This is a genomic window from Citrobacter sp. Cc139 (assembly GCF_030334645.1).
Taxonomy (GTDB): Bacteria; Pseudomonadota; Gammaproteobacteria; order Enterobacterales; family Enterobacteriaceae; genus Citrobacter; species Citrobacter werkmanii.
The window spans coordinates 33221-57299 of record NZ_JAOWDM010000016.1 but is presented as its reverse complement, the minus strand read 5'-3'; the positions used below and the strand labels follow the sequence as shown (position 1 = coordinate 57299).

Annotated in this window: 21 protein-coding genes and 2 pseudogenes; 12 read left to right on the top strand and 11 right to left on the bottom strand. The window is 55.7% G+C overall.

Annotated features, from left to right (window positions below):
- Positions 1-106: 106 nt before the first annotated feature.
- The 7 genes and pseudogenes from nrfA (at position 107) to gltP (ending at position 8288) form a co-directional block, all read left to right on the top strand.
- Positions 107-1543: an ammonia-forming nitrite reductase cytochrome c552 subunit gene (nrfA, locus tag OGV69_RS00910; protein WP_038636304.1), complete on the top strand. Its 1437-nt coding sequence runs from the start codon at positions 107-109 to the stop codon at positions 1541-1543.
- 44 nt (positions 1544-1587) lie between these two features.
- Positions 1588-2154, top strand: a complete 567-nt coding sequence (nrfB, locus tag OGV69_RS00905; protein WP_038636307.1) for a cytochrome c nitrite reductase pentaheme subunit — start codon at positions 1588-1590, stop codon at positions 2152-2154.
- Positions 2151-2822 (top strand): cytochrome c nitrite reductase Fe-S protein, encoded by a 672-nt coding sequence (gene nrfC, locus OGV69_RS00900; protein ID WP_038636309.1) that lies wholly within the window; start codon positions 2151-2153, stop codon positions 2820-2822. Before nrfB ends, nrfC begins: the two co-directional genes overlap by 4 nt.
- Positions 2819-3775 (top strand): cytochrome c nitrite reductase subunit NrfD, encoded by a 957-nt coding sequence (gene nrfD, locus OGV69_RS00895; RefSeq protein WP_069325114.1) that lies wholly within the window; start codon positions 2819-2821, stop codon positions 3773-3775. Before nrfC ends, nrfD begins: the two co-directional genes overlap by 4 nt.
- 8 nt (positions 3776-3783) lie before the next feature.
- Positions 3784-6013 (top strand): annotated as a pseudogene (gene nrfF, locus OGV69_RS00890) (heme lyase NrfEFG subunit NrfF).
- Positions 6010-6630, top strand: coding sequence for a heme lyase NrfEFG subunit NrfG (gene nrfG / locus OGV69_RS00885; protein WP_286468993.1), 621 nt, complete (start codon positions 6010-6012; stop codon positions 6628-6630). Before nrfF ends, nrfG begins: the two are co-directional and overlap by 4 nt.
- A gap of 344 nt (positions 6631-6974) precedes the next feature.
- On the top strand, positions 6975-8288 hold the full coding sequence (gene gltP, locus OGV69_RS00880) for a glutamate/aspartate:proton symporter GltP (RefSeq protein WP_038636320.1): 1314 nt from the start codon (positions 6975-6977) through the stop codon (positions 8286-8288).
- Between the two features lie 53 nt (positions 8289-8341).
- On the opposite strand, the gene yjcO is transcribed toward gltP, so the two are convergent.
- Together yjcO and fdhF are read right to left on the bottom strand one after the other, a co-directional pair.
- Positions 8342-9031 carry a Sel1 family TPR-like repeat protein YjcO gene (gene yjcO, locus OGV69_RS00875; RefSeq protein ID WP_038636323.1) on the bottom strand — a complete coding sequence of 230 codons (690 nt, stop codon included), beginning with the start codon at positions 9029-9031 and terminating at the stop codon, positions 8342-8344.
- Between the two features lie 90 nt (positions 9032-9121).
- Positions 9122-11269 (bottom strand): formate dehydrogenase subunit alpha, encoded by a 2148-nt coding sequence (gene fdhF / locus OGV69_RS00870; protein WP_079225655.1) that lies wholly within the window; start codon positions 11267-11269, stop codon positions 9122-9124.
- A gap of 288 nt (positions 11270-11557) precedes the next feature.
- Between fdhF and OGV69_RS00865 the strand changes: the two genes are divergently transcribed.
- On the top strand, positions 11558-12289 hold the full coding sequence (locus tag OGV69_RS00865) for a response regulator transcription factor (RefSeq protein WP_069325118.1): 732 nt from the start codon (positions 11558-11560) through the stop codon (positions 12287-12289).
- A 178-nt stretch (positions 12290-12467) separates the two neighbouring features.
- On the opposite strand, the gene OGV69_RS00860 is transcribed toward OGV69_RS00865, so the two are convergent.
- The 6 genes from OGV69_RS00860 to OGV69_RS00835 form a co-directional block, all read right to left on the bottom strand.
- Positions 12468-13472: a carbohydrate kinase family protein gene (locus OGV69_RS00860; RefSeq protein ID WP_114140361.1), complete on the bottom strand. Its 1005-nt coding sequence runs from the start codon at positions 13470-13472 to the stop codon at positions 12468-12470.
- The gene (locus OGV69_RS00855) at positions 13469-14329 is read right to left on the bottom strand and encodes a ketose 1,6-bisphosphate aldolase (protein ID WP_069325120.1); all 861 of its coding nucleotides are present in this window, start codon (positions 14327-14329) and stop codon (positions 13469-13471) included. The genes OGV69_RS00860 and OGV69_RS00855 overlap by 4 nt, the downstream gene beginning before the upstream one ends.
- Positions 14330-14343: 14 nt before the next feature.
- Entirely contained in the window at positions 14344-15027 is a 684-nt protein-coding gene (locus OGV69_RS00850; RefSeq protein ID WP_069325121.1) for a D-lyxose/D-mannose isomerase, read from the bottom strand.
- A 118-nt stretch (positions 15028-15145) separates the two neighbouring features.
- On the bottom strand, positions 15146-16087 hold the full coding sequence (locus tag OGV69_RS00845) for an ABC transporter substrate-binding protein (RefSeq protein WP_069325122.1): 942 nt from the start codon (positions 16085-16087) through the stop codon (positions 15146-15148).
- Positions 16088-16175: 88 nt separating this feature from the next.
- On the bottom strand, positions 16176-17171 hold the full coding sequence (locus tag OGV69_RS00840; protein WP_038636347.1) for an ABC transporter permease subunit: 996 nt from the start codon (positions 17169-17171) through the stop codon (positions 16176-16178).
- Complete coding sequence (locus tag OGV69_RS00835; RefSeq protein ID WP_069325124.1) at positions 17164-18687, bottom strand: sugar ABC transporter ATP-binding protein; 1524 nt, start codon at positions 18685-18687, stop codon at positions 17164-17166. Before OGV69_RS00835 ends, OGV69_RS00840 begins: the two co-directional genes overlap by 8 nt.
- Positions 18688-18801: 114 nt before the next feature.
- Between OGV69_RS00835 and OGV69_RS00830 the strand changes: the two genes are divergently transcribed.
- The 4 genes and pseudogenes from OGV69_RS00830 (at position 18802) to OGV69_RS00815 (ending at position 22284) form a co-directional block, all read left to right on the top strand.
- The gene (locus OGV69_RS00830) at positions 18802-21066 is read left to right on the top strand and encodes a hybrid sensor histidine kinase/response regulator (protein WP_069325125.1); all 2265 of its coding nucleotides are present in this window, start codon (positions 18802-18804) and stop codon (positions 21064-21066) included.
- 69 nt (positions 21067-21135) lie between these two features.
- Entirely contained in the window at positions 21136-21465 is a 330-nt protein-coding gene (yjdP, locus tag OGV69_RS00825) for a DDRRRQL repeat protein YjdP (RefSeq protein WP_069325126.1), read from the top strand.
- Positions 21466-21620: 155 nt separating this feature from the next.
- Positions 21621-21871, top strand: a pseudogene (locus OGV69_RS00820) (type II toxin-antitoxin system RelE/ParE family toxin).
- Positions 21872-21942: 71 nt separating this feature from the next.
- On the top strand, positions 21943-22284 hold the full coding sequence (locus OGV69_RS00815) for a HigA family addiction module antitoxin (protein ID WP_038636361.1): 342 nt from the start codon (positions 21943-21945) through the stop codon (positions 22282-22284).
- A 51-nt stretch (positions 22285-22335) separates the two neighbouring features.
- Here the strand turns inward: OGV69_RS00815 and phnP are convergent, their stop codons facing one another.
- From phnP to phnN, 3 genes are read right to left on the bottom strand one after another with little or no spacing between them, the layout of a single operon-like run.
- Positions 22336-23094 (bottom strand): phosphonate metabolism protein PhnP, encoded by a 759-nt coding sequence (gene phnP / locus OGV69_RS00810; RefSeq protein WP_069325127.1) that lies wholly within the window; start codon positions 23092-23094, stop codon positions 22336-22338.
- An 8-nt stretch (positions 23095-23102) separates the two neighbouring features.
- Positions 23103-23537: an aminoalkylphosphonate N-acetyltransferase gene (gene phnO / locus OGV69_RS00805; protein WP_069325128.1), complete on the bottom strand. Its 435-nt coding sequence runs from the start codon at positions 23535-23537 to the stop codon at positions 23103-23105.
- Positions 23524-24078, bottom strand: coding sequence for a ribose 1,5-bisphosphokinase (phnN, locus tag OGV69_RS00800; protein WP_038636371.1), 555 nt, complete (start codon positions 24076-24078; stop codon positions 23524-23526). The genes phnO and phnN overlap by 14 nt, the downstream gene beginning before the upstream one ends.
- Position 24079 lies beyond the last annotated feature (1 nt).

Below are 24079 nucleotides of genomic sequence, written 5' to 3'. Positions count from 1 at the left end.
CAAATTGGGGGGAGCAATGTCATGACAGTATTCGTGTGGTTGCTGTTATGGAAAACAATAAAAGAACCGCCATTGCAGATAATGGCGTCATCTGGATGAGACCCCTATGGCAAGGACAAAATCACGCGTACGCCGTTTCTTCAGCCTGTTATTACCTTTATTATTTATCTCTGCTGTTCACGCTGAACAAACTCCTGTACCCGCAAAGACCGTCACCGTTGAAGCGAAGAATGAAACCTTCGCCCCTCAGCATCCCGATCAATACCTCTCCTGGAAAGCCACGTCTGAGCAATCAGCCCGTGAAGATGCGCTGGCAGAAGATCCGCGTCTGGTGATCCTGTGGGCGGGATATCCATTCTCGCGCGATTACAACAAACCGCGCGGGCACGCGTATGCGGTGACCGATGTACGTGAAACCTTACGTACCGGCGCACCGAAAACGGCAGAAGACGGCCCGCTGCCGATGGCCTGCTGGAGCTGTAAAAGCCCGGATGTGGCGCGTCTGATCCAGAAAGACGGTGAAGATGGTTACTTCCACGGTAAATGGGCGCGCGGCGGTCCGGAAATTGTTAACAACCTCGGTTGTGCAGATTGCCATAACACCGCGTCGCCGGACTTCGCCAAAGGCAAGCCTGAGCTGACACTGTCGCGTCCTTACGCTGAGCGCGCGATGGAAGCCATCGGCAAACCGTTTGAGAAAGCCGGTCGCTTTGATCAGCAATCCATGGTCTGCGGCCAGTGCCACGTGGAGTACTACTTCGACGGTAAGAACAAAGCCGTTAAGTTCCCGTGGGATGAGGGTATGAAAGTCGAGAACATGGAGAAATACTACGACACCATCGCCTTCTCTGACTGGACTAACTCTCTGTCTAAAACCCCGATGCTGAAAGCGCAGCACCCGGAATATGAAACCTGGAGCGCGGGCATTCACGGTAAGAACAACGTGACCTGTATCGACTGCCACATGCCGAAAGTGCAAAACGCGGAAGGTAAGATCTATACCGATCACAAGATTGGTAATCCGTTCGATAACTTCGCCCAGACCTGTGCGAACTGCCATACCCAGGACAAAGCATCCCTGCAAAAAGTGGTCGCCGAGCGTAAACAGGCCATTCATGACCTGAAAATCAAGGTTGAAGATCAACTGGTACATGCGCACTTCGAAGCGAAAGCCGCATGGGATGCGGGTGCGACCGAAGCGGAAATGAAGCCGATTCTGGAAGATATCCGTCACGCACAATGGCGCTGGGACCTGTCTATCGCCTCACACGGTATTCACATGCACGCGCCGGAAGAAGGTCTGCGGATGCTGGGTAGCGCAATGGATAAAGCCGCCGACGCACGTACTAAACTGGTTCGTCTGCTGGCGACCAAAGGCATCACGCATGAAATTCCGTTACCGGATATCTCTACCAAAGAGAAAGCCCAGGCGGCGATTGGTCTGAACATGCAGCAAATCAATGCTGAGAAGCAGGACTTCATCAAAACGGTGATTCCGCAGTGGGAAGAGCAGGCGCGTAAAAACGGTCTGTTAAGCCAATAACCCCATTCCGCCCCGTAAGGGGCGGATAACTCAACGGAGTGAATATGAGCGTATTACGTTCGTTATTAACTGCTGGGGTGCTGGCGTCAGGCCTGTTCTGGAGCCTGAGTGGAATCACTGCCACGCCAACGCCGCAGGAGTCGGATCAACGCTGGACGGTTACTCAGCAGCGTAATCCGGATGCTGCCTGTCTGGATTGTCACAAGCCGGATACCGAAGGCATGCATGGTAAACATGCGCAAGTCATTAACCCGAACAACAAACTGCCGGTCACCTGCACCAACTGTCATGGCCAGCCGTCACCGAACCACCGCGAAGGGGTGAAGGATGTGATGCGCTTTAATGAGCCAATGTACAATGTGGAGCAGCAGAACAGCGTCTGTATGTCCTGTCACCTGCCTGAGCAGTTGCAAAAAGCGTTCTGGCCGCACGATGTCCACGTCACAAAAGTGGCGTGCGCCAGCTGTCACTCACTGCATCCGAAGCAAGACACGATGCAGACGCTAAGCGATAAAGGACGGATCAAGATTTGCGTCGATTGCCACAGCGATCAGCGTAACAATCCGAACTTTAACCCGGCGTCGGTTCCGTTGCTTAAGGAGCATCCATGAGTTGCTCTCGTCGCCAGTTTATCACCGGCGTCGGCGCGCTGGTGGCAGTGAGCGGGACGGCGGGACGCGTTGTGGCGAAGACGCTGAATATCAATGGCGTACGTTACGGAATGGTACACGATGAGTCATTATGCATCGGCTGCACGGCCTGCATGGATGCTTGTCGGGAAGTCAACAACGTACCGGAAGGCGTATCGCGTCTGACGATTATTCGCAGCGAGCCGCAGGGGACGTTTCCTGATGTGAAATATCGCTTTTTCCGCCACTCGTGCCAGCATTGCGACCATGCCCCCTGCGTTGACGTCTGCCCGACGGGGGCATCGTATCGCGATGCCGCCAACGGCATTGTGGATGTGAACCCTGATCTTTGCGTTGGCTGTCAGTACTGTATCGCCGCGTGTCCTTATCGCGTGCGCTTTATCCATCCGGTGAGCAAAACGGCGGATAAATGCGATTTCTGCCGGAAAACCAACCTGAAAGCGGGCAAACAGCCCGCCTGCGTTGAGTCATGCCCGACGAAGGCGCTGACGTTTGGTAATCTGGACGATCCCAACAGCGATATCTCTCGTTTGTTGCAGCAGAAAACCACCTACCGTTACAAGCTGGCGCTGGGCACAAAACCGAAGGTCTACCGCGTTCCCTTTAAATATGGGGAGGTGAGCCAATGACACCCGCTTCTGCATTTCATTTTGAATCACTGGTGTGGGACTGGCCCATCGCCATCTATCTGTTCCTGATTGGCATCTCCGCCGGACTGGTTACGTTGGCGATTCTGCTGCGTCGCTTCCATCCTGAGGCGGGCGGTTCGGACAGCACGCTGCTGCGCACCACGCTGGTGTTAGGGCCGGGGGCGATTATCTTCGGTCTGCTGATTCTGGTATTCCACCTGACGCGGCCATGGACCTTCTGGAAACTGATGTTCCACTACAGCTTCACCTCGGTGATGTCGATGGGGGTCATGCTGTTCCAGTTGTATATGGTGGTGCTGGTGCTGTGGCTGGCAAAAATCTTTGAAAAAGAGGTGATTACCCTGCAGCAGCGTTGGCTGCCGCGGTTAGGGATCGTGCAGAAAGCGTTGACGCTGATAACGCCGTTCCACCGTGCGCTGGAGACGTTAATGCTGGTGCTGGCGGTTCTGCTTGGGGCGTACACCGGGTTTTTGCTCTCGGCGCTGAAGTCCTACCCGTTCCTGAATAACCCGATCCTGCCGGTACTGTTCCTGTTCTCCGGGATCTCCTCCGGCGCGGCGGTGGCGCTGATCGCCATGGCGTTACGCCATCGTAGCAACCCTCACAGCACTGAAGCGCACTTTGTGCATCGCATGGAGGTCCCGGTGGTATGGCTGGAGATCTTCCTGCTGGCGGCGTTCTTCGTCGGCCTGGCGCTGGGCGATGACGGCAAAATGCGCGCGCTGGCGGCGGCGCTGGGCGGCGGATTCTGGACCTGGTGGTTCTGGCTTGGCGTGGCTGGGCTTGGGCTGATACTGCCGATGCTGCTAAAACCCTGGGCCAACCGCAGTTCGACGTTTCATGGCGTGCTGGCAGTCTGCGGCGCCAGCCTGACCGGCGTACTGCTGCTGCGCTTTTTCATTCTCTATGCGGGTCAGCTAACCGTTGCGTAAGGTGATATCTGGACGTTCTCCTTCCTGAAGCCGGTTTTCTGGCACTGTTATTAAGCCTCGGGGTCAACGTGTTGACCCCGCTTGCCGTGCTGATGGGGATTCGCCAGCGCTGGCAGGGCGTGATGCGCCTGGCAAGCGTGGGCGTGTGGGCGCAGTTTGCGCTACTGCTGCTGGCTTTTGCCATTCTGGTATTCTGCTTTCTGACCAGCGACTTTTCGGTGGTCTATGTTGCCCAGCACAGCTACAGCCTGCTGCCGTGGGGATTAAAACTGGCGGCGGTGTGGGGCGGCCATGAAGGCTCGCTGCTGCTGTGGGTGCTGTTTCTTTCCGGCTGGAGCGCGCTGTTCGCTTTGTGCTATCGGCGTGATTCTGATCCACTGTTTCCGCTGACGCTTAGCGTCCTGTCGCTGGTGACGGCCCTGTTACTGCTGTTTGTGGTGGTCTGGTCCGATCCCTTCGTACGTATTTTCCCGCCTGCTATAGAAGGACGGGACCTTAACCCGATGCTGCAACATCTTGGGTTAATCCTCCACCCGCCGCTGCTGTACCTGGGTTACGGTGGTTTGATGGTAGCCGCGGGCGTGGCGCTGGCCTCACTGCTGCGCGGTGACTTTAACGCGCAGAGCGCCTGGGTGTGCTGGCGCTGGGCGTTGCCCGGCTGGTGCGCGCTGACGCTGGGGATAATCCTCGGTTCCTGGTGGGCCTACTGCGAGCTGGGCTGGGGCGGCTGGTGGTTCTGGGACCCGGTCGAAAATGCCTCCTTATTACCCTGGCTCTCCGCCAGCGCGTTGCTGCATAGCCTGTTTGTCACGCGTCAGCGGGGGATCTTCCGCCACTGGTCGCTGCTGCTGGCGATCGTCACGCTGATCTTATCGCTGCTGGGGACGCTGATTGTGCGTTCCGGCATTCTTGTTTCGGTACATGCCTTTGCGTTGGATAACGTGCGCGCCGCGCCGCTGTTTGCGCTGTTTAGCGTATTGAGCCTGGCGTCGCTGGGGTTGTACGCCTGGCGAGGCCAGCAAATTCGCCAGAATGCGCGTTTTGGCGGCTGGTCGCGCGAGATGCTGATTCTGGTCGCGCTATTACTTTTTTGCGCGGTGCTACTGATTGTGCTGATTGGCACGCTCTATCCGATGATTTACGGGTTGTTCGGCTGGGGAAGGCTCTCCGTTGGCGCGCCGTACTTTAACCGCGCCACGCTGCCGTTTGGGCTGCTGATGCTGCTGGTTATCGTGCTGGCAACGATCAGAAGCCGCAAAGTCTCTTTGCGTTGTCAGCTTCCGGCACTGCTGTCGCATGCCGGGGTATTGGTATTTGCGGCTGGGATCGTTTTTTCCAGCGGTAGTCGTCAGGAGATAAGCCTGAATCTGAGCCCCGGGCAGCAGGTCGCGCTTGCGGGCTACATTTTCCGTTTTGAGCGTCTCGACCTGGAAGCCAAAGGCAACTACACCAGTGAAAAAGCGCTGATCACGTTGTGGCAAAATGAGCAGCGTATCGGTAGCCTGCAGCCCGAAAGGCGCTTCTATGCCGCGCGTCGTCAACAGATGATGGAGCCGGGTATCCGCTGGAATCTGATGCATGACTGGTACGCGGTGATGGGAGAAAAAACCGGACCGGACCGTTACGCCATGCGCTTATACGTGCAGACTGGCGTGCGCTGGATTTGGGGAGGAGGATTGTTGATGGTGTTTGGCGCACTGCTGAGCGGATGGCGGGGGAGGAAGCATGATGCGTAAATTAATCACAGCGTTGCCGGATGGCGGCGTAAACGCCTTATCCGGCCTACAGGGGGCGCAAACCGTAGGCCGGATAAGCGTAGCGCCATCCGGCAGAACGTTTTTACTCTTAACGATCCTCCAGTTTTTCATTACTTTCACTACCCATGCCCAGGTGGTGGACACCTGGCGCTTCGACAACCCGCAGCAGCAGGAGAAAGCGCTGTCTATTGCCAGTCAGTTGCGCTGTCCGCAGTGCCAGAACCAGAACTTGCTGGAATCCAATGCGCCCGTGGCGGTCAGTATGCGCCATCAGGTTTACAGCATGGTTGCCGAAGGTAAAAGCGAAGCAGAAATCACCGCCTGGATGACCGAGCGTTACGGTGATTTCGTGCGCTACAACCCGCCGCTGAATGAGCAAACGCTGCTGTTGTGGGCGCTGCCGTGCCTGCTGTTATTGCTGGTGGGCGTGGTGGTCTGGCAGGTGAGGAAGCGTCAGCACGCAGAAGAGGGTGAACAATGAGCCAGGCCGAACATTCCACTGCGCCGTTACGTCCCATGCCCGTGAAGCGGCTGGCTGCTGCGGCGGTGCTGATGGTGGTGGCCTGCATCGGCGGTTACCTGTTAACGCCAAAATGGCAGGCGGCACGTCAGGAGCAGGCGCGTCTGGCAGACCCCTTGCATGCTTTTTATGATGAAAATATTCAGGAAAAACAGCTATTTTCTCTGCAATCGCAAATTCGTGCGAATCCGCAGGACGCAGTGAAATGGGCGCAACTGGGTGAGTACTATCTGTGGCAAAACGCGTATCATAATGCGCTGCTGGCCTACGAGCAGGCGCTGCGTATACGCGGTGAAAACGCCGAAATCTATTCCGCGCTGGCGACGGTGCTGTACTATCAGGCCGGGCAACATATGACGCCGCCCACCCGCAAGATGATTGATAAGGCTCTGGCGCTGGACCCGGCAGAGGTCACTGCGCTGATGCTGTTAGCTTCCGATGCGTTTATGCAGGCAGACTACGCTCAGGCTATCTCAGTGTGGCAAAAGGTTATGGATTTAAACTCGCCGAGGGTGAATCGGGCACAGCTCATTGACTCTATTAATATGGCGAAGTTGTTGCAGAATCGGCAAAAATAAATTTGTTTTATTTGTGATTTGTATCATTTTGCCTGTTTAAAAAACAGGCAAACGAACAAGCGAGCAAAAAAAACTCATGCCCTGACTTCTTCATTTTTGAACATATTAAAATTCTTTTATAACAAAAAGTTATTCATCATTACCCCGATAAAATTGCATTTTTATGCAAATAATCAGCAAAAGGCCCTGTTCTCAGAGGGTTGCGCTGAATGCCATGCAGATGATAATGATAATAAGCGTTAAAAAACTCCATAAACGAACGCAACACAAATCATACCCTTTCAGTATGTACTATTCCCACACGCTGCATGTGGAATAGCGCTTCATCGAGGAAGTCCGTTGTTATGAAAAATTTGAAAGTCAGCCTGGCATGGCAGATTCTAATCGCTATGGTGCTGGGCATTCTGCTAGGGAGTTACCTGCATTACCATAGTGACAGCCGTGAATGGCTGATTGTTAACCTGCTGTCTCCGGCGGGCGATATCTTTATCCACCTGATCAAAATGATCGTCGTGCCGATTGTCATCTCTACGTTGATTGTCGGCATAGCCGGGGTGGGCGATGCCAAACAGCTGGGCCGTATTGGCGCCAAAACGATTATCTATTTCGAAGTGATCACCACCGTGGCGATTATCCTTGGTATCACGCTGGCGAATGTGTTCCAGCCCGGTACCGGGGTTGATATGTCGCAGCTGGCAACCGTCGATATTTCGAAATATCAGAGCACCACCGCAGAAGTACAGAGCCACGCGCATGGCCTGATGGGCACGATTTTGTCACTGGTGCCGACCAACATCGTCGCGTCGATGGCAAAAGGCGACATGCTGCCGATTATCTTCTTCTCGGTACTGTTCGGTTTAGGTCTGTCTTCTCTGCCGGCAACTCACCGCGAGCCGCTGGTTACCGTGTTCCGCTCGATCTCCGAAACCATGTTTAAAGTGACGCACATGGTGATGCGTTACGCGCCAGTCGGGGTTTTTGCGTTGATCGCCGTTACCGTTGCGAACTTCGGTTTTGCCTCCCTGTGGCCGCTGGCGAAGCTGGTGCTGTTGGTGCATTTCGCCATCCTGTTCTTCGCGCTGGTGGTGCTGGGGATCGTCGCGCGCATCTGCGGTTTGAGCATCTGGATCCTGATCCGCATTCTGAAAGACGAGCTGATTCTGGCCTACTCGACCGCCAGTTCTGAGAGCGTGCTGCCGCGTATTATTGAGAAGATGGAAGCCTACGGCGCGCCGGCGTCAATCACCAGCTTTGTGGTGCCGACCGGTTACTCATTCAACCTTGATGGCTCAACGCTGTACCAGAGTATCGCCGCTATCTTTATTGCGCAGCTGTACGGTATCGATCTGTCGCTGTGGCAGGAAATCGTGCTGGTGCTGACGCTGATGGTGACCTCAAAAGGGATTGCGGGCGTGCCGGGCGTATCGTTTGTGGTGTTGCTGGCAACGCTTGGCAGCGTGGGGATCCCGCTGGAAGGTCTGGCGTTTATCGCCGGTGTTGACCGTATCCTCGATATGGCGCGTACTGCGCTAAACGTGGTGGGTAACGCGCTGGCCGTGCTGGTTATCGCCAAGTGGGAACACAAATTTGACCGCAAGAAAGCGCTGGCTTATGAGCGCGACGTGCTGGGCAAATTTGATAAGACCGCTAATCAGTAATTAATGACAGATTGCCGGATGGCGCTTGCGCCGCCATCCGGCAATGCAAACCATTAGCCGTTGGCTAACTTATCAAACTCTTCGCAGCCGGTATCGAATCCTTCCATACAGCTCAGATTCAACCAGTGCAGCGCTTTCTGTTTATTCTTCTCGATAAAACCCTGCTCGCCGTTTAAGAACATCATCCCGGCCCAGTATTCGGAATACCCGGTGCGGGAAATGGCTGAACTACGCTTGAAATACCACGTCGCTTTCTCATCGTCAGCAGGAATACCGACGCCGTTGGCGTAAATCAGTCCGAGCAGCATTTGCGCGTCGACGGCGGAGTCATTTTCCAGATCCTCGGAGGCGTTTTGCAGCAAGGTAATGGCTTTGGGGTAATCGGTGCGGCCTGCCTGAGTGTTCACCAGAATACGCGCCAGCGTAATTTCCCCGGCCTTACTGCCCGCCTGCGTCGCTTTTTCCGCCAGCGTTTTGGCCTGAGGGTAATCCAGACTGACCGGATTGGTTATCTTAATTTGCGCCAGCAAAGCATATGCATCCGCATCACCGTTGTCGGCAGCTTTTTGCGCCCAGTATTCGGCTTTGCTTAAATCGCCGGAACTGAACCAGGTATCGGCGAGGAAATATTGCGCGCGTCGGTCACCTGCCTCTGCTGCCTGTAGATACTGGCTTCCGGGTTCAGTATCACTGGCATGGGCAAAGAATGTCACGAAGAACATCAATGCAAGAAGTTGTTTCATTTTGAGTTTTATTTAGGGTACGGAGTAGACAGTATAAAGAGATCGCGTGCATAAAAAAACGGCCTCCGAATGGAGGCCGTAGGCTCAGGCTTAACCCATCGCGCTTTCGCGCAGACTGGCTTTCAGCTTGGTGTACTCATCAATAACATACTGTTCGGCAGCGCGCTGATCGGCAATGCGTTCAACGTTAACGGCACAGTATTTGTACTCCGGCGTTTTGGTAATCGGGCTTAAGTTCTCGGTTACCAGTTCATTACATGCCCCAATCCACCACTGGTAGGTCATGTAAATCGCGCCTTTGTTTGGACGATCGCTGACTGCCGCGCGGGTAATAACCCGGCCTTTACGTGAGTTAACCCACACCAGATCTTCATCCTGAATACCCAGACGCTCTGCGTCAGCGGTGTTGATCTGGGCATAGCCCGGCTCATCCGCCAGCGCGGCCAGCGCCGCACAGTTACCGGTCATCGAACGGCAAGAGTAGTGGCCGACTTCACGCACCGTCGACAGTACCATCGGGTACTCTGGGGTGAGTTTGTCGATTGGCGCTACCCAGTCGCAGGTGAAGAACTGCGCCAGGCCGTTCGGGGTGTCAAACTTCTCTTTGAAGAGGTAAGACGTACCCTGGTCGGCATCTGAGGTGTCGCGGCAAGGCCACTGGATATAGCCCAGTTCGCCCATTTTCTCGTAAGTGGCGCCGTAGAAATCTGGGCACAGATGACGCAACTCGTCCCAGATTTCCTGGGTGTTGTTGTAGTGCATCGGGTAGCCCATACGGGTGGCGATTTCACTGATAATCTGCCAGTCCGTTTTCAGATCCCACTTCGGCTCAACGGCTTTAAAGAAGCGCTGGAAGCCACGGTCCGCCGCAGAAAAGACGCCTTCATGCTCGCCCCATGACGTAGACGGTAAAATAACGTCTGCGGCAGCGGCGGTTTTGGTCATGAAGATATCCTGCACGATGACCAGTTCCAGATCCTCAAAGCCTTTGCGCACTGCGGAGAGCTCAGCATCGGTCTGTAATGGATCTTCACCCATAATGTACGCCGCGCGCACTTCGCCATGTGCCGCACGGTGCGGCAGTTCGCTGATGCGATAGCCGGTATGCGCAGGCAGGCTTTCCACACCCCAGGCTTTAGCGAATTTCTCGCGGTTTTCCGGGAATTTCACGTACTGATAGCCCGGATAGGTATCCGGCAGCGCGCCCATGTCGCATGCGCCCTGAACGTTGTTCTGGCCACGAACCGGGTTAACGCCCACGCTTGGCTTACCGAGGTTACCGGTCAGCATCGCGAGGCTGGTCAGTGAACGCACGGTTTCCACACCCTGATAGAACTGGGTTACACCCATGCCCCACAGAATTGCCGCGCTTTTCGCCGTGGCGTACATACGTGCAGCCTGACGAATATCGTGCGCGCTAACGCCCGTGATATCTTCGACAGACTCCGGCGTATAGCCTTCGACAATCTTGCTGTACTCTTCGAATCCTTCCGTACGGGAGGCGACGAACGCCTGGTCGTACAGTTTTTCTTCGATGATGACATGCCCCATGGCGTTGAGCAGCGCGATGTTCGAGCCGTTTTTCAACGCGATGTGCATGTCGGCAATACGCGCGGTTTCAATTTTGCGCGGATCGCAGACGATAATTTTCGCCCCGTTACGTTTAGCGTTAATCACGTGATTCGCCACGATCGGGTGGGAATCCGCCGGGTTATACCCGAAGATGAACACTAAATCCGTGTTATCAATTTCATTGATAGCATTACTCATTGCGCCGTTACCGACCGATTGGTGCAGACCTGCAACCGAAGGGCCGTGTCAGACGCGAGCGCAGCAGTCGACGTTATTGGTACCAATAACGGCGCGCGCGAATTTTTGCATTACATAGTTGGTTTCGTTACCTGTACCGCGAGATGAACCGGTCGTCTGAATAGCGTCCGGGCCGTACTTCGCTTTGATGGCGCTCAGGCGATCGGCGACGTAATTCAGCGCTTCATCCCAGGAAACAGATTCCAGTTTGCCGCCACGCTGGCGACGGATCATTGGGGTTTTCAGACGAGGGGTCAGGATCTGGGTATCATTAATAAAATCCCAGCCATAGTAGCCCTTCAGACACAGGGTACCCTGGTTGGTTTTCCCCTGCGCCGCCTCAGCCCGGACGATTTTGCCGTTATCGACCACCAGGTTGATTTTGCAACCTGATGCGCAATATGGGCAAACCGTGACGACTTTTTTCATCGGTCTCGCTCCAGTTAATCAAATCGCGCATACGCGCTTGTCGCTTTGCTTATGCATCTTTTATGCCATGTTTTTTTCAGGGGCATTAGTCGATATTACGGGCGATTTTTGGTCAAAACTCTGACGAAAAACAGGCTGTCGTCATATTTGACGTGACGAATCTCCAATACGTGACGGTCCGGCAGTGTGACCGAGGTTATGTTTCCCGCACAACCTTGTGCCTTATCGCTGTCACTCTGTGCAGAATCAATCACACTCATTTAAGTTGGCCAGAAATGGGGAAAAACAATGAAGCCAGCCATACTGGTTGTGGATGATGACGAGGCTGTCTGCACGCTATTACAGGATGTGCTGAGCGAGCACGTCTTTGCAGTGAGCGCGTGCCATAGCGGACAGGAGGCGCTGCGCTGCATTGAGACTCAGCCGGATATTGCTCTGGTATTGCTGGACATGATGTTGCCCGATATCAACGGTCTGATGGTGCTGCAGCAGGTGCAAAAGATGAGGCCCGGATTACCGGTAGTCATGCTGACGGGCTTAGGTAGCGAGTCGGATGTGGTGGTCGGGCTGGAAATGGGCGCTGACGACTATATTGGGAAACCGTTCAATGCGCGGGTGCTGGTGGCACGGGTAAAGGCGGTGCTCAGACGCGTGGGCGTGTTAACGGCAGAAAGCGGCGGTTCACAGACTACGGGGCTTTCCTTTAATGGCTGGCATCTGGATACCGCCGGTTGCCAGTTACATAACCCTCAACAACTGAAGGTGGAGCTGACGCAGGGTGAGTACAGCCTGCTGCTGGCGCTGGCGCAAAACGCTCGTCGGGTGCTCAGCCGCGAGCAATTGCTGGAACTGACGCGCAGCGACAGCGTTGAGGTGTTTGACCGCACCATTGATGTGTTAATCATGCGGCTGCGGCGCAAAATAGAGAACAACCCGCACCAGCCAATGCTGATCAAAACCCTGCGTGGGCTGGGCTATGTGTTTGCCGCCGATGTGCAGCATCACGATAAGGCGGCGTGAGCGTGCGCAGTTGCCCGATGCGGCGTAAACGCCTTATCCAGCCTACAAAAGCGATAACAACGCCGTAGGCCTGATAAGCGCAGCGCATCAGGCATCAGCAGTTGCCGGATGCGGCGTAAACGCCTTATCCGGCCTACAAAAGCGATAACGGCCCCGTAGGCCAGATAAGCGCAGCGCATCAGCCATCAGCCATAGTCGCTTTTAACTCTGCCAGCGTTTTCGCGCCATCTATCGCGTTGGCGCACAGCAGGCTTGCCCGCGCGCAGGCGTGCGCCAGTCTGATGCTGTCTGCCAGCGACCAGCGCTCATGACAGCCATACAAAAATCCGGCGCAAAACGCATCTCCTGCGCCGACGCTGCCGACAATCTCTTCTTGCGCCAGTAACTGTGACGGTATCCAGATGCCGGCTCGATCCGGTTCTTCACCCCAGGCGCCTTCCGGACAGTGAATCACCACCCGCTGGCGCACGCCTGCATCCAGCAGTTCGCGCGCGGCGGTAGCGATATGGGGAATATGCAGCTTGCCGTTGGGCTGGCGAATCTCCAGCCCGCTGAACTCTCCGGCCTCCAGCTCGTTAATCACCAGATAGTCGAGATGGCGCAGGGCCGGCATCACCAGAGGCTGGTAGCGCGGGTCGCCTTTACGTGAGACCAGGTCCAGGGAGGTTTCAAAGCCGTTCTCATGCATTTGCGCCAGCAGCCGTGCGCTACGCGTCCCGTACTCCTCATCCGGCATGTCCAGACTGTCGAGCAGCAGCAGATAGCCAAGATGGAAGATTTTCATCGAGGTATCCAGTTGCTCAAAGGCGGGTAAGTCCAGTAGTCGATTGGCGCCGGGCGAGTGAAAAAAAGTTCGTTGCCCGCTGGGGTCGGTCATCACCTGCGACATCGACGTGGGGGCGAATGTGGTGCGCTGCACATGCTGGCGATTAACGTGATACTGCTCCAGCATCGCCATGATGTAGTCGCCGTCGCTGTCCTGACCGATTAACCCCACCGCCTGCAGCGGCAATCCGGTGTGCATTTTCGCCAGCGTCAGCAGCACGTTCAGCGGCGCACCACCCGTGGCGCGTTCGCTTCGAGTGATTTCCGCCAGCCAGCCGCGTTCTGGCCATTGCACAATTTGATGGACATGATCGACCAGCATGTTGCCTGCGGCGATAACGCCTTTGCGTTCCATCAGACCTGCCCCGCGCTGCCAAAAATGCGCATTTGTTCTGAAACGGTATCGGTAATGGCCTCTTCAATAGCCAGCAGCAGTTCGGCAAACTCGTCGTACAGCGGCTGGCGATTGGCCATCCGTGACTCTACCGCTGTCAGCGCCGCCTGCGACATGCCGGTGTAGAAGTTGATTTTGTGAATGCCGAGTTCAATTGCGCGCTTGAAATCGTCATTGCTGATGCCGGAGCCGCCGTGCAGTACCAGCGGGATCGCCGCCTGCTGGCGAATAGCGTCCAGACGCGGGAAGTCGAGCACCGGTTCGCCTTTATATTTGCCGTGCGCATTGCCAATGGCGACCGCCAGCGCGTCAATTCCGGTTCTGTCGACGAAATCACGCGCCATCATCGGGTCGGTAAACAACGATTCGTCAGCATGACCATACAGCGCCCCGCCTTCATCGCCACCCACTGCGCCCAGTTCGGCTTCCACCGAGACGCCGATGGCGTGGCACATCTTCACCACTTCGCGGGTCTGGCGGATATTTTCTTCATACTCCAGCGTGGAGCCATCGAACATCACTGAACTGAAACCTAAGCGTAGCGCCCGCACCACTGACTCAAAGTGCAGGCCGTGGTCAAGGTTCAGCACCACCTGAATGTCGTGCCTGGCGGCTTCAAATTTGACCGCTTCGACCAGAGAATCCAGCGAGATATATTTAAAATGTACTTCGGCGATGTTGATAATGAACGGCGAACGTTCCTGTTTAGCCGCGGCAAACAGGGCGCGCAGGAAATGTGAGTCCAGAACGTTAAACGCGCCTAAAGCATAGCGGTGCTCGCGGGCATGGGCCAGGCCATCGGCGAGGGATATTAACGGCATAATGCGCTCCTTGGTTAGCGGAACAGGCGATACTCGTTACACAGCACCAGCTGCGCCGGTTCATCTTCTTCAATGTCGTTATAACGGGTGATAGGTTGCAGAAAATGGTTATCGTGGTCGTCGTCATTAACTGATGAGACCTCGCCAACCAGCACGTCGCCAAAACCTTTTTCCGCCCAGAAGCTGTGATACAGGCCCGGCGGCAGGCAGATGCTCTCCCCCGCCGTCAGGCGTAGTTGGCTGCCCGCGGCATGGGTTTGCCGACAGCCGTCAATCACCACGTTCACGTCGCTGTCCTCTGTTTGCTCCCGGAGCCCCGCATTCCACAGTTCCACAATTAAATTACCGCCGCCACGATTGATAATGTCTTCGCGTTTGCGCCAGTGAAAATGCATCGGCGTGACCTGCGCCTCGCGAACATGCATGATTTTCTCGGCGTAGCATTTCTCGTAAGGCATACCTTTCGGCGAACCATTACGCAGGGTGAACAGCGTTAACCCTTGCGCGGCGAAATTGTTGCCGCCAAATGCGGTGACATCCCAACCGAGCTTAAGGTCGAAAACTTCGCTCCAGGCAGAGGCATCAAGCTTGCGCCATTGGGTCGGCGGGAAACTGGCGAAAGGGGGGAGGTGCACATCGTGCAGAGAAAAAAACTGGCGCGTGTGGCCAAGGATTTCGTTTATTGCGGAGCGTTTCATCGCAGAATTCTCCTTAGAATAATGCCGGATGGCGCTGCGCTTCTCCGGCCTACAAATTGATACCGATCTTGTAGGCCGGAGAAGGCATTTTGCCGCTATCCGGCGTTGCTGTGGCGGGTTATTTCACCGTCCAACCTTTATAATTAGCAACGTTGTTTTTATCGATCATTGTCACCGGGATCAGCACGGGCTCTTTTGGGGCGGGTTTCTCCTGCAGTATGTCATAGCCGATTTCGACCGCTTTGGCAGCCATCACCTGCGGATCTTGTGCTGGCGTCGCCACAAATAATGAGTTTTCGCGCTTCAGCGCCTCTTCACCGTCTGGCGATCCGTCGACGCCGACAATAAAGAATTCGTTACGCTGTGCCTGTTTTGCCGCCAGATCGGCACCGATCGCCGTGGGATCGTTAATGGCGAATACACCGTCGATCTTCGGATTTGCCGCCAGTAGCGCGGTCATGATCTCCAGCCCGCCCTCGCGGCTGCCTTTGGCGTTTTGGTTATACGACAGCACTTTGATGTCCGGATGGCGTTTGAACTCGGTCTGGCAACCTTCCACACGGTTCTGGACGGCGGAAACCGGCGGTCCGTTGATGATGACGACGTTGCCTTTCCCTTTCAGACGGTCGGTAATGTATTTGCAGGCCATTTCACCCGCCTGAGTGTTATCGGAGGTGATGGTCGCGTCTGCGCCTTCCGCCGCCACGTCAACGGCTACCACCACAATCCCGGCGTCTTTCGCGCGTTTTACCGCCGGACCGATGCCTTTGGAGTCCGCGGCGTTAAGGATAATCATGTCGACTTTGGCGGCAATAAAGTTGTCGATCTGCGACACCTGTTGCCCGAGATCGTAGCCGCTGGAGACCAGCGTCACTTTGACGCTATCACCCGCCAGCTTTCGTGCTTCCAGCTCCGCGCCTTTGGTTATTTGCACGAAGAACGGGTTCGCCAGGTCGCCCACCGTAACGCCGATCGATTTCAGTTCTTTTGCCTGCACAAACGGAGCTGCAGCAAGCAGTGCGCCAGCACAGAGCGCGGTCACTAATGGCTTCAAACGCATACTCGTTTCCTCACGTAGGGTATTGTTGTTATACGCCTGATGGCGCTGCGCTTATCAGGCCTGCGAAGGGGTAGGCCAGTAAGCTTGTCTATGCACTTTGATGATGTCGGGTACGGTATTTGTCAATCAGCACCGCTATGATGATCACCGCCCCTTTGATCACCAGTTGCCAGAAATAGGAGACGCCCATCAGCGTCATGCCGTTGTTGAGCGTAGCGATGATCAGCGCCCCCACCAGCGTGCCGGTGATGGTGCCGATCCCGCCGACAAAGCTGGTGCCGCCGAGGATTACCGCCGCGATGGCGTCCAGCTCGTAACCCATACCTAAGTTGCCGTTGGCGCTGTACAGCCGCGAGGCGCTCATCACCCCGCCCAGACCTGAAAGCAAACCGCTGATGCCGTAGACGAACAGCAGCACAAGCCACACTTTGATCCCGGTTAAGCGTGCGGCCTGCATGTTGCCGCCGACCGCGTAGATATGAACGCCGAGCGTGGTGCGGCGCAGAATAAACCAGCACACCACCACCACCGCAAGCGCAATGACTACCAGCCACGGAACCGGGCCGAGATAGTTGTTGCCGATCCATTCAAAACTGATGTTGGAGTTAATCACCGTGGTGCCATCGGCCAACAGATAGGCCGCGCCACGCAGCGCGGTATAGGTTCCAAGCGTGACGATAAACGGCGGAAGCCCGGCAAAAGCCACCAGCGCACCGTTAAACAGCCCCAGCACCAGGCCGAGCATCAGCGCCGCCGGAATCGACAGCATGGCAAACTCAGGAATAAGAGAAACGACCATCGCCGCAACGGCGGTGGTGCCGAGAATCGAGCCAACTGAGAGATCGATCCCGCCGGTCAAAATGATGAAGGTCATGCCAGCCGCCAGCACGATGTTGATCGAGGCCTGGCGGGTAATATTCAGCAGGTTGCTTTCGGTGAAAAAGTTGGGCGCGATAAAGCCAAATACCGCCACAATCAGGATCAAAATCGGCAAGATACCGACTGTTTGCATCAGATCGCTCATCAGCATCTTTTTTGCGGTGGTGGATTTCGCCACCTGCTGGGGAGTGGTTGGATTATTCATGGGGCACCGCCTGATGATGGGAGTCGTTCACGCCGGTCGCCAGCGTCATAATATTTTCCTGGGTAATACTTTGTCCGTTCAGCTCGCCGGCAATGCTGCCTTCGCGCATGACGTACACGCGATCGCTCATGCCAACGACTTCCGGCAATTCGCTGGAGATCATCAGGATCGCCACGCCTTTGCGCGCCATGTCGTTCATGATCCGGTAGATCTCGCTTTTCGCGCCAACGTCTACCCCGCGCGTGGGTTCATCGAGGATCAAAATGCGTGGGCCGATCGCCACCCAGCGCGAGATCAACAATTTTTGCTGATTACCGCCGGACAGCCCACCTGCGCGTACCTGCGCGTGCGGAACGCGAATGTTGAGCAGTTTGATAGCATCATCGGAAATGGCCTGCGCCTTTTTGCGATCGAGCATACCCCAGTTGGCATCGCGCTCCAGCGTCGCCATCGTGATGTTCTCTGCTGCCGCCAGTTCTAAAAACAGCCCCTGTTCTTTGCGGTTCTCGGTCAGAAAGCCGATGCCGTGATCAATCGCCTCGCGCGGGGAGTGGATCACCACCGGTTCACCGTCTACTTCAATCATGCCGCCGACGGCTTTACGCACGCCAAAAATCAGTTGCGCCAGTTCGGAGCGCCCGGCGCCAACTAACCCGGCGAGGCCGACGATCTCCCCGGAGCGCACCAACAAGCTGCACGGCTGGACTTTATGACCGTCGGTCAGGTGGTGGACGTTGAGGCGCGCTTTACCTAAGGGAATATCGCGCTCTTTGTTGAACAGATCGCTTAGCGGACGGCCCACCATCATGCGCACCAGTTCAGGGGCGTTGAGCTTGTCGCGGGTCAGGCTACCGACGTATTGCCCGTCGCGCAGGACGCTGACGCGATCGGAAAGTTCGTACACTTCGGCCATGCGGTGGCTGATGTAAATAATCGCCATCCCTTCATCGCGCAGGCGCATGATCAGTTCGAACAGGCGGTGGGTTTCACGTGAGGAGAGGGCGGCGGTGGGTTCATCCATCACCAGAATGCGGCTGTTACGGTGCAGAGCGCGGGCGATTTCCACCTGCTGCTGTTCGGCGATAGTCAACGTCATCACGCGATCGCTGGCCTTAAACTGGGCGCCGAGTCGGTCGATGACTTTCTGCGACTGCAGCACCATCTCTTTACGCTGGACCAGACCGCCGCGCGACAGCTCGCTGCCAAGAAAGATATTTTCCGCCACCGTCAGGTTGGGTGCCAGCTGCATCTCCTGGTAAATCAGCGTGATGCCCGCGCTGAGCGCATCTTTTGGCCCACGAATGTGGAACGGCTGACCATCAATCAGGATCTCGCCGCTGGTGGCGGTGTAGGCGCCCGCGAGGATTTTCATCAGCGTGCTTTTCCCCGCGCCATTCTCGCCCATCAGGGCATGAATCTCACCCGGCCAGACGGTTAAATCGACCCCTTTCAGCGCGTAAAATTTGCCAAACGCTTTGGCAATGTTGCGCATCTCCAGAACCGGTGTCCTGCTCATAGCGGATCTCCTGTGGGGTGGCCGATATCAGCAGTCCATCACAGGAATGTAAATGCAAAATGTCAGAAGCCGTTCATATTTGTCATATTGCGATTTTTCTTCACGGAGCGTGATATGCCGCAACCGGGACGTCACTTTTTCGCCAGTGCGCGCGGACGATTACTGTTCTTCAATCTGCTGGTGGTGGCGGTCACGCTGATGGTGAGCGGCGTGGCGGTGCTGGGGTTTCAGCATGCCAGTCAAATTCAGGAGCAGGTACAGCAGCAAACCGTTGATGACATGACCGGCAGCATGAACCTGGCGCGTGATACGGCGAACGTAGCAACGGCGGCGGTGCGACTGTCGCAGGTTGTCGGCGCGCTGGAATACAAAGGTGAAGCGGAGCGGTTGCAGGAGACCCAGCGGGCGTTGAAGCATTCGCTGCAACAACTGGCTGGCGCCCCGCTGGCGCAGCAGGAGCCGGTGCTGGTCGAGCGTATTATCCAGCGCAGCAATGAGTTACAAAGCAGTGTGGAAGGTATGTTGCAGCGCGGACAGCGGCGGCATCTGGAACGTAACGCGCTGCTCAGTTCGCTGTATCAGAATCAAAGCTATTTGCGCCATCTGCAAACGCTTACCGGCGCGCAGGATGACATGCTGCTGGGGCAAATAGACCGTTTGATCGTTGCCGCCATTGAGACTCCCACGCCGCGATCGGTAGTGAAACAACTCGACAGCGTGATGACCGCGCTGCCTTTACATCACTCCAGCCCGTTGATAAGCAGAATCCTCAACGATTTCAATCAGGAACTGCATAAGCTGGAGCCGCTTTCTTCCGCGCTGGAGCAGAGCGATCTGGCGATCAACTGGTATATGTTTCATATCAAAGCGCTGGTGGCGATCCTTAATAGCGATATCAATCAATATGCCTCGCAGGTGGCGCTGATTTCTGAGCAGCGGGTGGCGCAAAGCCATCAGGAACTGCAATCCGGCGCGTTGTTTATTATGGTGTTTGCGTTGCTGGCCGTAGTGATTACCGGTTTTGCCGGTTGGTATATCTATCGCAACCTCGGCTCTAACCTGACGGCAATTTCGCAGGCGATGACCCGGCTGGCGCACGGTGAATCGGACGTCAGCGTTCCGGCCCTGCAGCGGCGCGATGAGCTGGGCGAACTGGCCCGCGCTTTTAGTGTCTTTGCCCGTAATACCGCTTCGCTGGAGCACACCACCCGATTACTTAAAGAAAAAACCAGCCAAATGGAAATCGACCGCACCGAGCGCCAGGAACTGGAAGAGGCGCTGCTGCACAGCCAAAAGCTGAAGGCGGTGGGGCAACTGACGGGCGGATTAGCGCATGATTTCAATAACCTGCTGGCGGTGATTATTGGCAGTCTGGATCTGGTGAACCCAGACTCACCCGATGCGCCGCGGGTCAATCGAGCGCTTAAAGCCGCCGAGCGCGGGGCGCTACTTACCCAGCGGCTACTGGCCTTTTCGCGCAAGCAATCTTTGCATCCCCACGCGGTGGAGCTGAAAACGCTGCTAGAAAACCTGGGCGAACTGATGCGTCATTCGCTCCCGGCCACGCTGACGCTGGAGATTGAAGCCCAGTCTCCCGCCTGGCCCGCGTGGATTGACGTCAGCCAACTGGAAAATGCCATTATCAATCTGGTGATGAACGCCCGTGACGCCATGGACGGGCAGGCGGGCACGATTAAAATCCGTACCTGGAACCAACGGGTCACGCGCAGCGATGGGCGTAAGCAGGATATGGTGATGCTGGAGGTCGCCGACCAGGGCTGCGGGATGTCGCAGGAGGTGAAAGCTCAGGTCTTTGAACCGTTTTTCACCACCAAACAGACCGGCAGCGGCAGCGGGCTGGGGTTATCAATGGTCTACGGCTTTGTACGTCAGTCCGGTGGACGTGTGGAGATTGAAAGCGCTCCCGGGCAGGGAACGACGGTCAGGTTGCAGCTTCCTCGCGCCGTAGTACCGGTACAGGCTGAGGCAGAACCGATAGCGGAACACGCGGCTAATAGTGGCGAAAAACTGGTGCTGGTGCTTGAGGACGAGGCTGATGTGCGCCAGACGTTGTGTGAGCAATTACACCTGCTGGGCTACCTGACATTAGAAGCCGCCAACGGGGAACAGGCGATGCATATGCTGACGGCTTCATCCGAGATTGATATTTTTATCAGCGACGTCATGCTGCCCGGTGGTTTAAGCGGCGTGGATGTGGTTAATCATGCCCAGGCACATTATCCGCAGCTGAACATCCTGCTGATGAGCGGTCAGGATTTGCGTCCGGCCCATAACCCGGCGCTGCCGGATGTGGCGTTATTGCGTAAACCCTTTACCCGCACAGAACTGGCGCAAGCGCTGCGGCATTCGCGTAATTGAGATTCCTCCGCTACCCGCGCAAATTCGCTTTGATTACCGTGGGGCGAGTTTCTCGATGAGGCTGGTTTTATGCAACGCTCCGCGACATTCTTACTTTTCTCTCTGCTGATGATGACCACCGTTTCGGCGCAGGCGGATATTATCGATGATGCCATCGGCAATATTCAGCAGGCGATTAACGACGCATACAAACCGGACAACGGGCGGGATTATGATGACGCTCGTGATGAAAGCTGGCAGCGTCAGATGAGTGACGATCGGCGCAGGCAGTATGATAATCGCCGTCGCCAGTTTGAAGACCGACGTCGCCAACTGGATGACCGTCAGCGTCAGCTTGATCAGGAACGACGTCAGTTAGAAGACGAAGAACGCAGAATGGAAGAGGATTACGATCGTTAGCATCTAACTCCCCAATATGCGTGATAATTTTACTTCCGGTATGAAAGTTACCATTGAGCCCAACACATCAACTTAATGTTAATCAATGCACTTGAGCACAGTGCGTCTATGCACTACAATCTCTTTATGCTTATGCAAAAGGTGTTGGCAATGGAATGTCTAAATCATTAAATATCAGAAATTTTCGGGATACATGGTTGAAGATTTTTTTGAGCGGGCAACACCGCACAGAAAAATACCCGCGGATATTCACACCGCATTAGCCAGAAAGCTGGATATCATCAATGCGGCGGTTTCGCATCGGGATTTGCGCTCGCCGCCAGGGAATAGATATGAAGAGTTAACCGGAAAGTTACAGGAATATTCTTCAATAAGAGTAAATAAGCAGTACCGATTAATATTTTAATGGGTTAACGGTAAGGCCGAAGATGTGTACTTAGACCCACACATCTACTAGAAAAAATGTAAGGTAACGATATGAAACAGGCAACCAGAAAACCAACTACTGTGGGTGATGTCCTGCAATATGAATACCTGGAGCCGCTCGATCTGAAAATTAACGATCTAGCTGAAATACTGCATGTTCACCGCAATACGGTGAGCGCGCTGGTCAATAATAATCGCAAATTAACAACGGATATGGCATTTCGCCTGGCGAAAGCGTTTGATACCTCCGTTGATTTCTGGCGTAACCTACAGTCGGCGGTTGACTTGTGGGAAGTTGAAAATGATATGCGGGCGCAAGAAGAACTGAACCGTATTATGTCTGTTAAAGACTTTGTCGCGCAGCGAAATGTCGCCACTAAGAAAGTCGCCTGATAGGCTGCTTATAGGCCGGAGCAGGTATTTCACCGCGTCCGGCAAATCTCGCTAATCCAGCACAATCTCCATCCCGTCATATCCTACTTCGATGCCTGTCGGCAGCGGATTTTCCATCAGCCACAGATCAAACTGATGGCTGATATGCGTCAGGATAACCCTTGGACAGCGGATAACCTCGTTCAGCGCGATGACGGTATTGAGATCGCAATGATTGCGCGGCGGTTCGGCGCGCGGGGCATGGCTGCAGTCGATGATAATCACCTGCGGTGGGTTATTGTGGAGAAACTTCAGCGTCTTATCGGGAAGCCCGGCGGTGTCGGAGAACCACGCCACCCGGCTGTGCGCGGTCTCGAACAAATAGCCAAACGTCAGCTTTGAATGGTTGAGCGGCAGCGGCGTCACCTGCAACCCTTGCAGGTCAAATACCACGAACGGCGCAACGGTATGGCTAAAATCGAGAATACCGGGATGCTTAAACAGATCGTCGCAACCCTGCTCATCCGGTGGGCCGTACACCGGGATGCTCGCCCCCACGCCCCAGCGCAACGGAAACAGTCCTTGCACATGATCCATATGATAGTGGGTCAGCAGAAACTGCTGAAAGCTGCCCGCTGGCCAGTCGTCCATCAGATGCGGGATCCCCGCGTCCAGCAGGGTTACCGCATGATTGAATTTGACCACCCCGCTACAGGGGCGTCGACGGTATTGCGCCTGTAAGCGCGCCCGCTGACAGGCCGCGCAGTCGCAGCCAAATGCCGGCACCAACTGCGCGCCGCCGGTTCCCGTCAGCGTAATGGTCAGACTCATGACTCCCCCTACAACGGTTTGGTGAAGCGAAAATGGCTCTGGGTATAGCCTTCGCGCTGGTAGAAACGGTGCGCGTTAAGGCGCTGGGTGCTGGTGGAAAGCTCGGTCATTTCTGCGCCTGCTTCGCGCGCGGTGGCTTCGGCCCAGGCCAGTAGCTGACTGCCTACCGTTAATCCTCGCGCCTGTGGCATCACCACCAGTTCCTGAATCTCGCCAATCCAGTTGGCGTGGTGCAGATGAAACTGCAGGTGCAGACCGATCAAGCCGACGACTTCTCCGTCGAGCAGCGCCAATTGGTAGTGCATATTAGGATCTTGCAGATTCGCGGCGTATCCGGCGCTAAAGGCCTGGCGATCGAATTGTCCCTGCTTGAGTTCACAGATAAGCGCGTAAACCGCATCGGTATCGTAGAGCGTGGCGCGGCGTAATTCACAGACAGACATGTTTCTTCTCCTTGCGTCCCATCAGTGCGAGCAGTGTATCGACAGACTGTAGCAAACTGCCATCATTGTTGAGGACGTGGCAGTCATACGGCGCGTAGCGTGCCGCGCGTTCAAGGCGGGCGGCGATTTCCGTTTCACTCTCCCGCCCACGCGCCTGCAGACGCTGGCGTAGAATCGCCGGGGAAACCTGTAAGCAAATAGGAAGTAACGACGCGCCATAACGAGCCTGCGCCTGGGGCAGATGGGCGCGCGATCCGTTGACCACCACATCAAAACCGGCGTGCAACCAGAGGTCAATCTCCACGCCGACGCCGTAGTAGAAGCCGTTGGCATGCCAGCTCAGCGCCAGCAGATTCTGCCCGGCGCGGGTAAAAAATTCTTGTTCACTCAGCGCAATATGATTTTCATTCCCGGCGTTAGCGGCACGGGTGATGTATCGATGCGCCACCAGCAGTTGCGCGGGTTCCTGCAGCCGGAGTTCCGCCAGCAGACTGTCCTTACCAGAGCCGGATGGCCCCATCAGCCAGATCAGTTTCCCCATA

Bases quoted from the DNA above. Each gene is read 5' to 3' on its own strand.
- nrfA (WP_038636304.1), top strand. From the start codon at position 107: ATGGCAAGGACAAAATCACGCGTACGCCGTTTCTTCAGCCTGTTATTA.
- nrfB (WP_038636307.1), top strand. From the start codon at position 1,588: ATGAGCGTATTACGTTCGTTATTAACTGCTGGGGTGCTGGCGTCAGGC.
- nrfC (WP_038636309.1), top strand. From the start codon at position 2,151: ATGAGTTGCTCTCGTCGCCAGTTTATCACCGGCGTCGGCGCGCTGGTG.
- nrfD (WP_069325114.1), top strand. From the start codon at position 2,819: ATGACACCCGCTTCTGCATTTCATTTTGAATCACTGGTGTGGGACTGG.
- nrfG (WP_286468993.1), top strand. From the start codon at position 6,010: ATGAGCCAGGCCGAACATTCCACTGCGCCGTTACGTCCCATGCCCGTG.
- gltP (WP_038636320.1), top strand. From the start codon at position 6,975: ATGAAAAATTTGAAAGTCAGCCTGGCATGGCAGATTCTAATCGCTATG.
- yjcO (WP_038636323.1), bottom strand. From the start codon at position 9,031: ATGAAACAACTTCTTGCATTGATGTTCTTCGTGACATTCTTTGCCCAT.
- OGV69_RS00865 (WP_069325118.1), top strand. From the start codon at position 11,558: ATGAAGCCAGCCATACTGGTTGTGGATGATGACGAGGCTGTCTGCACG.
- OGV69_RS00855 (WP_069325120.1), bottom strand. From the start codon at position 14,329: ATGCCGTTAATATCCCTCGCCGATGGCCTGGCCCATGCCCGCGAGCAC.
- OGV69_RS00850 (WP_069325121.1), bottom strand. From the start codon at position 15,027: ATGAAACGCTCCGCAATAAACGAAATCCTTGGCCACACGCGCCAGTTT.
- OGV69_RS00845 (WP_069325122.1), bottom strand. From the start codon at position 16,087: ATGCGTTTGAAGCCATTAGTGACCGCGCTCTGTGCTGGCGCACTGCTT.
- OGV69_RS00840 (WP_038636347.1), bottom strand. From the start codon at position 17,171: ATGAATAATCCAACCACTCCCCAGCAGGTGGCGAAATCCACCACCGCA.
- OGV69_RS00835 (WP_069325124.1), bottom strand. From the start codon at position 18,687: ATGAGCAGGACACCGGTTCTGGAGATGCGCAACATTGCCAAAGCGTTT.
- OGV69_RS00830 (WP_069325125.1), top strand. From the start codon at position 18,802: ATGCCGCAACCGGGACGTCACTTTTTCGCCAGTGCGCGCGGACGATTA.
- yjdP (WP_069325126.1), top strand. From the start codon at position 21,136: ATGCAACGCTCCGCGACATTCTTACTTTTCTCTCTGCTGATGATGACC.
- OGV69_RS00815 (WP_038636361.1), top strand. From the start codon at position 21,943: ATGAAACAGGCAACCAGAAAACCAACTACTGTGGGTGATGTCCTGCAA.
- phnP (WP_069325127.1), bottom strand. From the start codon at position 23,094: ATGAGTCTGACCATTACGCTGACGGGAACCGGCGGCGCGCAGTTGGTG.
- phnO (WP_069325128.1), bottom strand. From the start codon at position 23,537: ATGTCTGTCTGTGAATTACGCCGCGCCACGCTCTACGATACCGATGCG.
- phnN (WP_038636371.1), bottom strand. From the start codon at position 24,078: ATGGGGAAACTGATCTGGCTGATGGGGCCATCCGGCTCTGGTAAGGAC.